10 protein-coding genes are annotated in these 10,704 nt (G+C 39.6%); 8 read left to right on the top strand and 2 right to left on the bottom strand.

What is annotated here, in order from left to right:
• The 5 genes from FNW02_RS28325 to FNW02_RS28305 all read left to right on the top strand — a co-directional run.
• Positions 1-676: glycosyltransferase (locus tag FNW02_RS28325; protein ID WP_284438438.1), on the top strand; the 676-nt coding region annotated here is incomplete at its 5' end.
• A gap of 8 nt (positions 677-684) precedes the next feature.
• A complete protein-coding gene (locus tag FNW02_RS28320; protein ID WP_191760801.1) occupies positions 685-2,244 on the top strand; it encodes an MFS transporter in 1,560 nt (519 codons plus the stop codon).
• Positions 2,245-2,337: 93 nt separating this feature from the next.
• Positions 2,338-4,593, top strand: a complete 2,256-nt coding sequence (locus FNW02_RS28315) for an SBBP repeat-containing protein (RefSeq protein ID WP_191760800.1) — start codon at positions 2,338-2,340, stop codon at positions 4,591-4,593.
• A 204-nt stretch (positions 4,594-4,797) separates the two neighbouring features.
• Positions 4,798-5,025 carry a hypothetical protein gene (locus FNW02_RS28310; RefSeq protein ID WP_191760799.1) on the top strand — a complete coding sequence of 76 codons (228 nt, stop codon included), beginning with the start codon at positions 4,798-4,800 and terminating at the stop codon, positions 5,023-5,025.
• Between the two features lie 13 nt (positions 5,026-5,038).
• On the top strand, positions 5,039-7,207 hold the full coding sequence (locus FNW02_RS28305) for a DEAD/DEAH box helicase (protein ID WP_225225955.1): 2,169 nt from the start codon (positions 5,039-5,041) through the stop codon (positions 7,205-7,207).
• A gap of 72 nt (positions 7,208-7,279) precedes the next feature.
• Here the strand turns inward: FNW02_RS28305 and FNW02_RS28300 are convergent, their stop codons facing one another.
• A complete protein-coding gene (locus tag FNW02_RS28300) occupies positions 7,280-7,477 on the bottom strand; it encodes a Rossmann-fold NAD(P)-binding domain-containing protein (RefSeq protein ID WP_191760798.1) in 198 nt (65 codons plus the stop codon).
• A 174-nt stretch (positions 7,478-7,651) separates the two neighbouring features.
• Here FNW02_RS28300 and FNW02_RS28295 point away from each other — a divergent pair, with 174 nt between their 5' ends.
• The 3 genes from FNW02_RS28295 to FNW02_RS28285 all read left to right on the top strand — a co-directional run bounded on the left by FNW02_RS28295 (position 7,652) and on the right by FNW02_RS28285 (position 9,999).
• Positions 7,652-8,755 carry an AAA family ATPase gene (locus FNW02_RS28295; protein ID WP_191760797.1) on the top strand — a complete coding sequence of 368 codons (1,104 nt, stop codon included), beginning with the start codon at positions 7,652-7,654 and terminating at the stop codon, positions 8,753-8,755.
• 2 nt (positions 8,756-8,757) lie between these two features.
• Entirely contained in the window at positions 8,758-9,249 is a 492-nt protein-coding gene (locus FNW02_RS28290) for a hypothetical protein (RefSeq protein WP_191760796.1), read from the top strand.
• Between the two features lie 360 nt (positions 9,250-9,609).
• On the top strand, positions 9,610-9,999 hold the full coding sequence (locus FNW02_RS28285) for an Alr5209 family pentapeptide repeat protein (protein WP_191760795.1): 390 nt from the start codon (positions 9,610-9,612) through the stop codon (positions 9,997-9,999).
• 95 nt (positions 10,000-10,094) lie between these two features.
• On the opposite strand, the gene FNW02_RS28280 is transcribed toward FNW02_RS28285, so the two are convergent.
• Positions 10,095-10,547: a hypothetical protein gene (locus FNW02_RS28280; RefSeq protein WP_191760794.1), complete on the bottom strand. Its 453-nt coding sequence runs from the start codon at positions 10,545-10,547 to the stop codon at positions 10,095-10,097.
• Positions 10,548-10,704 lie beyond the last annotated feature (157 nt).

The following is a 10,704-nucleotide window of genomic DNA, read 5'->3' as shown; positions in this document are numbered from 1 at the left end:
ACCAGAGCGAATTATTAAAACTTCCGGGTTGATTATTCACCCACGTTTTTATCAACCGATTGCAGGCGATGCCTGCGACGGGCTACGCCTACGCCAGACTGAAAGAGAACGTTTAGGTTTAGATCCAGACTGTCTGACAGGGATTGTATTATTTGGTGGTTATGGCTCGAAAGCAATGCTAGAAATTGCCAAGCGTTTAGAGTGTTTTCAACAAAAACTCCAACTAATATTTATTTGCGGACGCAATGAACAACTAGCTGTAGCTCTACGTGAAAGCCAGGGTACTCAAAAGAGGTTTGTCACTAGCTTTACTCAGGATATTCCTTACTATATGCACCTTGCCGATTTTTTTATTGGTAAACCAGGTGGTATTAGTATTAGTGAAGCATTGGCGATGAAATTACCAATGATTGTGCAACGTAATGCTGCTACGTTAATTAATGAACGATACAACACCGAATGGATTCAACAGAAAAAGGTTGGTCTGGTAATTAACAGTTTTCGGAATATTGATCAGGCAGTTGAAAAGTTTCTTCAACCAGAACATTTTGCTCAATATCGTGCAAATGTCGCTGCTGTGAACAATCAAGCCGTGTTTGAAATTCCTGAGATTGTGCAGAATATTCTCACCACTAACGCTCAAACAAAAGCGACAGAATTACTCCAGCAGAGGTAGTAACAGCGATGAATCAAAGTCGTGTGAAAGTAATCACGCTGGGGGCAATGTGTTTTGCATTGTTTATGACTAATCTCGACGACACGGTGATGAATGTGGCACTTCCCAAAATTCAGATAAGTTTGGATTCTGGTGTGTCGGGATTGCAGTGGATTCTCAACGCCTATACCTTGCCTGCTGCTAGCCTAGTCTTGACGAGTGGGGCATTGGGTGATATTTACGGGCGCAAGCGAGTTTTCCTTGCAGGATTAGTCATCTTCACGATCGCTTCTATAGTTTGTGGTCTTGCTCCCAATTTGGGAATTTTAATTGCTGGGCGGACTCTTCAGGGAATTGGTGCTGCTGCCTTAATTCCAACTTCTTTGTCTATCCTCACTTCTACATTTCCTAAGCCAAAGGAACAAGCTAAAGCCATCGGTATCTGGTCTGCGGTGTCAGGGCTTGCTTTGGTTGCGGGCCCTGTAGTGGGCGGACTGTTAGTGGATAGTTTTGGGTGGCAGAGTATTTTCTTTCTAAATGTCCCACTCGGCGCGATCGCTTTTGGCATATCTTCCCGTATTGTTCAAGAAGTTATTAATCCGAAAAAACAAAGTCTTGATTTGCCAGGTTTGGTACTCAGTATCATCTTTTTAGGCTCGTTCATCTATGCGCTTACCGAAGGCAACAACGGAGTATGGCAATCACCACTCATTGGGTTGCTACTAACAATTGCTGCACTTAGTTTTCTAGCATTTTTATTTGTTGAGTCTCGCAGCAGCCATCCGATGCTGCCATTAACTTTATTTCGCAATCCAACCTTTTCTGTAGTCAATTTCGTCTCGATTTTGGTCTTTTTCACCATCATCAGTCTGCTATTCATTTTCAGCTTATTCTTGCAGCAAGTGCAGGGGTACTCAGCAGCGGCAGCTGGTTTACGTTTCTTGCCAATGAATGCAGCTTTTGTGATTGCATCGCTCTTTTCGGGATGGTTTGCGGCTCGCCTTGGGTGGCGTTTTGCCATTACGACGGGGCTGATATTGGCAAGTATAGCGACATTATTGTTTATCCAAATCAATGCCGATACCGAGTATGGAGCCATCTTGTGGAGCCTTGTTTTCTCAGGCTTCGGTAGTGGCTTGACACTCGCACCTTTAGTAACTGTAGCTTTGAATTCAGCACCCTCTAGCAAAGCCGGAATTGCCTCAGCAGTACTCAACATGAGTACCCGACTAGGTGGCGTCTTAGGAATTGCTATACAAGGAACGATTCTTACACAATGGCTGACTTCAGACTTGAAGCGATCGCTAATGTCTTGGAATTTACCTTACAATCTTCAAGAGCGACTTATCGCTGATGCTCTACACGGTGGAGCTAGAGTTCCCACTGACCTCCCAACTAATATTTCTTTACTTACTTGGAATCAAGCATTTGGTAATGCCTTCGTTTCAGGACTTCATGCTGCGGTTCTAGTAGCAAGTATTGCTCTTTTCGTTGGGGCAATATTAATTCTGGCCTTTGTTCCATCGACTTTTAACCAATCTGCTAATCACCCTTCTATTTCTAAAAAACGAGAAAGCCAGAGAGGTTAAATGTCTGAATGTTTTCCACCCAACGTAAATTACACTTCCATTGGCAAATTGTATTTCAAAATTCAAATCATTGAAGCTTAGAGGTAAAACAAAATGGATGATTTCAAATTCACTGTCTCACTATTTACCCCTGGTAGCGATCTAGCTACAGGAGACCCTAATACAGAATTTGAAGCCGTTTTTGCACGTGCTGGTAACGATGTTATTTATGCTTACGATCCTGGAGCAAATAATAATCAAAAGCGAAATATTGATTTTCTCTTTGGTGACATATTTGATAATTCACAAGCAGAGTATGAAATCATTGTAAATATCCAGAATAACCAACAAGGTGGTAATCCATTACTGATTCTGGATAGGGATATACCATCAATAGGAGCAGATAGATTCGTTCTTGGCGATGAAAATCGACCCTACTATACAGATAATAGTGGCAATCCCGATTCCTTAATAACCAAGAACTTTCTGGGTTTAAATGAGTTTGCCGTAATTTATGATTTTAGCCCCGCTCAAGATACCATACAACTCAATGGAAAACCAGAAGACTATCGAGTAGTAGAAATTAATGGATTAAAGGTTGAAGGAATCACACAACCGTTTTTTGGAGAAGCTATCTTTTCACTACAACAAGGAAAACCTGACCTCGTTGCTTATGTGATTTCAAAGCCGGAGGTTGATTTAAATATAAATGACAAATATTTCAGATTTGTCGGTGAAAAACCACAAAAAAAACCAAGCATCAAAAAGCTTAGCCAATTAGGAACTACTGGTATAGATTTCAGCCTTGCTGCTGCTACAGATAAGTCAGGCAATGTTTTCATAACAGGATCTACTAGTGGAGCTTTGCAAGGAACTAATAAAGGTTCTACGGATGTCTGGGTAGCTAAATATGACAATCAAGGCAAGCAGTCGTGGCTCAAGCAGATTGGCTCTGCCGGTGCTGAGTCAGCCTATGCCGTCGTTACAGATAGTCAGGGTAACTTCTACCTTGCAGGACTCACCGGAGGCAATTTGTTTTCCACTAAAGAGTCAGAAAGTCAGGATGCTTGGGTAGCTAAATATGACAACAATGGCAATGTTTTGTGGAGTAAGCAGATTGGAGTTAAATCGACTGGAGGTTATTCTAATAGTGCTTTTGGACTCGATGTAGATAAAGCAGGCAATGTTTACGTATCGGGATTAGCAATTAAGGAAAATACCAGAAAAGACATCTTCAATTTTAATGTTCAAGATGATTCTTGGGTGACGAAGTTAGACAGCAGTGGCAACCAGCAGTGGTTTAGAGAAGTTGGAAGTTTCTTCTTTGACGAATGTTATGACGTTGCCGTCGATAATGAAGGTAACTCTTACCTTACAGGATGGACTCAGGGCTTAGTAAAAGAGTCAGACCCATCACGACAACTTTCAAAATATGATGCCTGGTTAACAAAGGTGAACCCTACTGGTGAAGTGCAATGGATTCAACAGTTTGGCAGCAAAAATGAAGGTCTTGATTTTTCGTGGGCTGTTGACACTGATAGCAAAGGCAATATCTACACTACAGGATGGACAACAGGCGAGTTAGGAACAAAGGACAAAAAAAGTAGTAAATCTGAGTCTTATGATATTTGGTTAACTAAATTTAGCCCAGATGGTACTCAGCAGTGGGCTAAACAGTTTGGCTCTAAAGGTGACGATGGCACCTTTTTATCTGACATGGAAATCGATTCACAAGACAATATCTTCTTGACAGGATATACCAACAATAAGTTAGGAAAAGGCACTCAAGATAAATCTTATAACGCCTGGGTAGCAAAGTTCGACACTGAAGGTAGCAATAAGTGGATTCAACAGTTTGGCAGCAGAAACAATCTCGATTACCCTACAGGTCTTAGTGTTGTTGATGGCTCTGATAAGCTATATGTGACTGGATTTACTGAAGCCTTTCTAGGGAGCAGTAGTGCAGGAGCTAACGGCGCAGGTGTGGATGCTTGGTTAGCTGAGTTGGATGCAAAGAAAGGAAACTTGAAAAAATTTAATGGCAAATCTAAGGATTTCAACAGCATTCAAGACCCTAGTGCAATCCCTGTTATTGATATAAGTAATGAGCTTGTGACTGATGAAAAACTCCCTACTGGAGATAATCGCATTAACCCTGCTGCGGGGATAAGTATTAGTAGCGCTAACTCTACTACAGCAAGAAGCGCTAGCACCAACACTACACTCAACTATGGACAAATCGTTTCTGGTCTTGCAAATGTATTTGACTCTAATGTCAAAAACTCTTTCACTACAGCCTTATCTGAGGGAGTTACTAGTGGTAATGCCCCCTTCCTCAATAGTAGTGATTTGAACTTTTTGCAATCGTAAATTGTGGGTGGCACGTTGATATGAACAGGTGTGAGATAAACAGTTATATCATGCCAAGTCCAAGACTTTGAAAATAACCCAGAACTTTGCATAGGGTAAATGACACACGATTATTTTATTGATGTCCAATAGTTCTGAGTGTCAGCTATAGAATAGATAGTAATCATTTTCCCCTCAGATCTGATCTCAAGAGGGGATTTTGCTTTGTCTTCAGAACCAAGATCCCCGACTTCTCAAAGAAGTCGGGGATCTGAACACTGCGACTTATCACAAATAGTTATTTTTGTTGGAGCGATCGCACTAGATCGCACTATATTAATTAATATCTTGACCAATACATTTGATGCTTTAGAGGAAGAAAATACTATGACAACAAACTTGCTATTATCTAAAAAATTAAGTAGTTTAAGCAAATCAATACTCAAATTATAAAATTATAATCTGTATGACTTTTTCCAGACTTGCCCCTTTTATTCAAGAATATATTTACAATCACAATTGGACTGAATTACGACCAGTTCAAATAGCAGCTTGCCAGGTTATATTTGAAACTGATGCTCATTTGCTAATTGCTGCTGCAACTGCTGCGGGTAAAACAGAAGCGGCATTTCTACCAGTTTTAACTCTATTACACGAAAACCCTGTAACTACCATAGGTGCATTATATATTAGTCCAATTAAAGCTTTAATTAATGATCAATTCGAGCGTCTTAACGAGTTGCTTAAAGAAGCTGATATCCCAGTTTGGCATTGGCATGGTGATGTTGCTCAAAGTCGAAAAAACAAGCTTTTAAAAAACCCTCAAGGCATTCTGCAAATTACCCCAGAATCTCTAGAAAGCTTGTTAATTAACAAAAATCATGAGCTAATTCGCTTATTTAGCAATTTACGGTTTGTAATCATCGATGAAATTCATGCCTTTATGGGTTCAGAACGCGGTTGTCAAATTATTTGCCAATTGCAGCGCTTAGCAAAATTGACTCAAACGCAACCGCGCCGCATCGGTTTATCTGCTACTCTCGGTGATTACTCAATGGCCCAAGAGTGGTTACGTTCTGGAACTGAAAAATCAGTGATTACTCCAAAAATTGACGGGGTTAAACGCCAAATAAAACTGGCTGTAGAACATTTTTATATTACAAATGAAGTTGATGAATTAGAAACGACAGCCTACGAACAATATATTTTTAATCTTAGTAAATTTCGTAAATGTCTGATATTTGCTAATAATCGAACGCAAACCGAATCTATAATTGCATCTTTACGAAAAATTGCCTCAGAACAAACACTACCAGATATATATCATGTGCATCATGGTAGTATATCTGCTAGCTTGCGGCAAGCGGCTGAAAATGCTATGCGTGAACCTAATAATCCAGCTGTTACTGCCGCTACCCTAACTCTAGAATTAGGTATAGATATCGGTTATTTAGAGCGAGTTATTCAATTAGAATCACCCCTATCTGTAGCAAGTTTTTTACAACGGTTAGGACGCAGTGGTAGAAGAGGTGAAGCGGCTGATATGCGGTTTGTTTGTGCTGAAGATAAACCTTTACCAGAAGCATCTCTACCAGAACAAATTCCTTGGCAACTTTTGCAGTGTATTGCTATTATTCAACTTTATTTAGAGGAACGTTGGATTGAACCAATAAAGTCGATTAAATATCCTTTGAGTTTGCTTTATCATCAGACAATGAGTATTTTAGCCGCAACAGGTGAACTTTCACCCGCTACCTTGGCTAAACAAGTTTTAAATCTGCCACCATTTACTGCTATTTCTCAAGAAGATTTCCTACTGTTGCTACGCTATTTAATTGATATTGATCATATTCAGCAAACTGAACAGGGTAAATTAATCCTGGGTTTAGCAGGGGAAAAGGTGGTAAGAAAATTTCAGTTTTATGCCGTATTTGCTGAGCAGCAAGAATATATTGTAAAACAAGGCGCAACAGAAATTGGTAGCATCGTCACGCCTCTTCCTGTTGGCAATCAATTTGCCTTAGCAGGGAGAACTTGGGAAGTTTTAGAAGTTGACTTCAAAAAGAAGACTGTTTCCGTTAAGCAAGCTGAGGGTAAAGCTAGTATTTATTGGCGTGGTGGTGGTGGCACTATTCATACAAAAGTTTTGCAAAGAATGCGGCAAGTTTTGCTTGAGGATGCAGAATATAGCTACTTACAAAATAATGCTCTGCTACGTTTACAGACAGTTCGCCAACTAGTACGAAAAACCGGATTAGATAAGAAGAATATTGTGCAGTTAGAAAAAGGTAAATGCTACATTTTTCCTTGGCTGGGTACAGTTGCTTATCGTACCTTAGAAAGATTGCTCAATTCTAATTGTCGGGAATCTTTAGAAATTACAAGTATTGCTGGAGTAAATCCTTATTATTTAACAATAAAACTAGGCAAGGATAAATTTAAAAATCTTTATCATGAAGTTGTTTCCTTGTGCGAGCAAAGAATTACACCAGAATATTTAGTCAGTTCCTCAGAAGCACCAGAAATACAAAAGTATGATGAATTTATTCCTCACTCACTCTTAAGGAAAGCTTTTGCAAGCGATTATTTAGATGTGATAGAACTCAAACAGCAAGTGGCATTGTGGAGAGAATAAACTTTGGATAAATTAAAACTTATAACCGAAGTAATACGATGTGTCGTGAGTATGAGTCAAAGCTAAGAGCGATCACGGATCGGCTGTATATCCTACGGTAGAAATCTCTTGCAGTATATTGCTACCGATGGGAAGCCCTACAAGTGCATAGATGCGGGACAGCCAGCTTTCAGTTACTTCTACTTGTCGCAATTGCTCGAAGATGCTAACAATCTTGACGCGACTTCCGGTCACGCTGATGACAGAAAAGGCGAGTAATACAACTCTCATTTCTTGAGGATAGCGTTTTTTAGGAAAGTAAATGTAATCTAATATGTAGTGTAGCTAATCCTTATCTTTCTCAACAAAGCACCCGAATTCTCAGGACGTTCGTGGTGATGCTTATTTACTACTTAGGCAGATCAAAAAGTTCTCTCACTTTCCACTCCTCGGAATCCTTTTCCTATGCTCCAAAGACTGTACATACACAACTTCAGATGCCTAGAAAATTTTGAACTGATCATAAAGGGTATGTCATCTGCCCTCTTAATTGGAAAAAACGGTGCAGGTAAATCAACTATTGCCATTGCATTAGAGGTGCTTCAGTCTGTCGGTCGAGGTATCAATAGAGTTGGACAACTTGTCCAGTTGAAGGATTTCGTTCATGGCAGATATGATGTGCCGATACGCTTTGAAATAGAAGTATTACTTAACGAGAAATTATACAAATATATCCTTGCCTTAGAGTTGCCAGAAAAATTTAAAGAGCTTAGAGTCTTTGAAGAGGAACTGCTAGTTTCAGGAGATCCAATCTACTCTCGAAAAGAAGCTCAAGTCACTCTTCACAACAGTTCACAAAATCGTGAAGCTCAGTTTCTTGTGGATTGGCATCTTGTTGCCCTTCCAGTAATACAGGAGCAATCCGAGACTGATCCACTTCGTATTTTCAAGACTTGGCTTGCTCGCATGATTATTTTAGCCCCAATCCCAAGCTTAATGACTGGAGAATCCAACGGTGAAACTTTGGAGCCAAAGCGAGAGGGTTCAAACTTCGGAGAGTGGATTTCTGGGTTACTTAGTCGTTATCCTGCTGCTTACACACAGGTTGACAAATATCTTCGAGAAGTTATGCCTGACATTCAGGATTTTCTGAATGAACAGATTGGCAAAGACTCTAAAAGTATGATTGTTCGGTTTGAAGCAAATAATGCAAGTTTGAGTGTTGACTTTAAAGACTTATCTGACGGTGAAAAATGCTTTTTTCTTTGTGCAGTTGTCTTGGCTGCTAACAAATTTTATGGCCCACTTTTTTGCTTTTGGGATGAGCCTGATAACTATCTTTCATTATCGGAGGTTGGCCATTTTGTCACATCACTACGACGCTCATTTAAGAATAGTGGTCAAATTTTAGTTACATCTCATAATCCTGAAGCAATCCGAAAATTTTCAGATGAAAATACCTTAGTTCTCCATAGAAAAACTCACTTAGAACCTACTTTAGTCAGACTGCTCAGTGAGATGCCTGTTCAAGGTGATCTTGTAGATGCCTTGATTCGTGGCGATATATAACTATGGGCATAAATAAGTATCAACCGCACGTTTTTGTCTTGCCCGAAGATGATGCTAATCGCCAAATTGCAAACGGATTTCTTCTTGATCTAAACCTCAATAGCTGCGCTATTCAAGTCCTACCAGAGGCTCGTGGTTGGGAAGATGTTGTGGAGAAATTCACGAATGATTATGCATCTACAATGCGACAATTTCTAAAGAGAACGATTGTTTTGCTGATTGATTTCGATGAGGATGAAGATAGATTGATTTATGTCAAGCATCAGATTCCAGAGGATCTAATTGATAGAGTATTCGTTATTGGAGTGCTATCTGAACCAGAGAAGTTAAGGAAAGATATCAACAAGAACTTTGAGAAGATAGGAGAAGCTCTTGCAAAAGATTGCTCCAACAACACCGATAAATTATGGGGGCATAATCTTCTCAAACATAATAAAACCGAGTTAGATCGGATGATTTTATCTGTCAAACCATTTCTGTTTAATTTGCAATAATGTTGGTGAATGGCAGATTCCCAACTTTGCGCTGCAACAGACGGAACCGAAATCTCGATAGTGATACAGCGGAGTAATCGACCACAAAAGCAATTGATCGCATTCGCTGCCAGTCCCATATAGACTACGCCTAACCACGACTAGGAAAACGCAGGCAGGGAATTTGGTTCACACTTTCCAGTAAAATATCCTAAGATAAGAGGTCTGTTGTATTTTGCAGAAGCTTCAACCCCTAGCGATCGCTACTTCATTTTCCGCAATTGGTGATAAGTGCTCGTCTAATTCAAAGTTAACTCCTGGCGTTTGAGCTTTTAATTGCCTTTAATACAACAATCATAAGACAAGCTGTAAGGCGGTTCTATGTCTGAAACAAATTCTCAACAGAACATTAATACTGCCGTGACTCTCTTAGAGAGGTATGCAGAGGGTAAACGCAATTTTAGTGAAGCGAACTTGGGTAATGCCGACTTGCAAGGTGTTGATCTCAAAGGATCTGACTTCAGTTACGCTGACTTGAATGAAGCTAATCTAAATGGTGCTAATCTTAGAGGTTGTGATCTCAGCTTTGCAAATCTCAGTCAAGCTAATTTGCAAGATGCTGATCTTCGGGGAGCGTTGTTGTTTTCGGCCGATCTCCGTCAAGCTGATCTCAAGGGAGCGAAACTGGAAAAAGCAGATTGCGATCGCAGTACTCATTTTCCCCAAGATTTTGATCCAGCGCAAGTAGGATTACAGATTAAAGATGGGTAGAAACACAGCCTATACAATCCCTAAATTGGTCAGATAGTCTTACTGATGTTTCCTAATCTCGCCAAACTTCATTAACAAACCTCCATCTTTCTCAACTAAAAATGTGAGCTTTCTAGATTTTGTTGTGATTTATTAGCCCTATTGTGTAGCTGCATCCATTGAAAAGCAGTAATGTTTAATAATAAACCCACTAAGAATAAAAACACCATCAAGGCTATCTGATACCAGAGAACTGGCTGGACAAATAAATCTAAAATTACATGTAGTAAGTTCATAATGCTGTAAAAGACAGTTAAGCCAAAATGAATGATTCGATAACGCTTTGAATCAGTAAAAGTAGTGGCAATAATTGCTAGCATTGGTAGCATAAAAAAGCCCAACATCAACCACAGAATTCCAGAAATATCATTGATGTTTGTGGCTTTTTGAGATTCGATAACAGGTAAACCGTGAAAAAGCGGTATTAAACCCAGTTGTGTATGAAACAGTGTTCCTAGTAGAAATACTACCCAGAGAGCAATGATTCTTTCTCGATAATTAACTGTCATGATTGCTCCGAAATTTTTTTGTAGTTACCTCAGGGCGAACGCATCTTATTTACTAATAAAAACTAAAAAAGATTTGAAAATGACATAGATAATCCTACAAGTTGCTACAACTATAAATAAAACAAATCCCTAACCTTTCAACAATAGAGATTAGCTT

The organism is Komarekiella delphini-convector SJRDD-AB1 (genome assembly GCF_014831675.1).
Taxonomy (GTDB): Bacteria; Cyanobacteriota; Cyanobacteriia; order Cyanobacteriales; family Nostocaceae; genus Komarekiella.
This window is presented reverse-complemented; position numbering and strand designations above follow the sequence as displayed.

What these genes read in the sequence shown, in the direction of transcription:
- FNW02_RS28320 (WP_191760801.1), top strand. Translation starts at nt 685, where the DNA reads ATGAATCAAAGTCGTGTGAAAGTAATCACGCTGGGGGCAATGTGTTTT.
- FNW02_RS28315 (WP_191760800.1), top strand. Translation starts at nt 2,338, where the DNA reads ATGGATGATTTCAAATTCACTGTCTCACTATTTACCCCTGGTAGCGAT.
- FNW02_RS28305 (WP_225225955.1), top strand. Translation starts at nt 5,039, where the DNA reads ATGACTTTTTCCAGACTTGCCCCTTTTATTCAAGAATATATTTACAAT.
- FNW02_RS28300 (WP_191760798.1), bottom strand. Translation starts at nt 7,477, where the DNA reads ATGAGAGTTGTATTACTCGCCTTTTCTGTCATCAGCGTGACCGGAAGT.
- FNW02_RS28295 (WP_191760797.1), top strand. Translation starts at nt 7,652, where the DNA reads ATGCTCCAAAGACTGTACATACACAACTTCAGATGCCTAGAAAATTTT.
- FNW02_RS28290 (WP_191760796.1), top strand. Translation starts at nt 8,758, where the DNA reads ATGGGCATAAATAAGTATCAACCGCACGTTTTTGTCTTGCCCGAAGAT.
- FNW02_RS28285 (WP_191760795.1), top strand. Translation starts at nt 9,610, where the DNA reads ATGTCTGAAACAAATTCTCAACAGAACATTAATACTGCCGTGACTCTC.
- FNW02_RS28280 (WP_191760794.1), bottom strand. Translation starts at nt 10,547, where the DNA reads ATGACAGTTAATTATCGAGAAAGAATCATTGCTCTCTGGGTAGTATTT.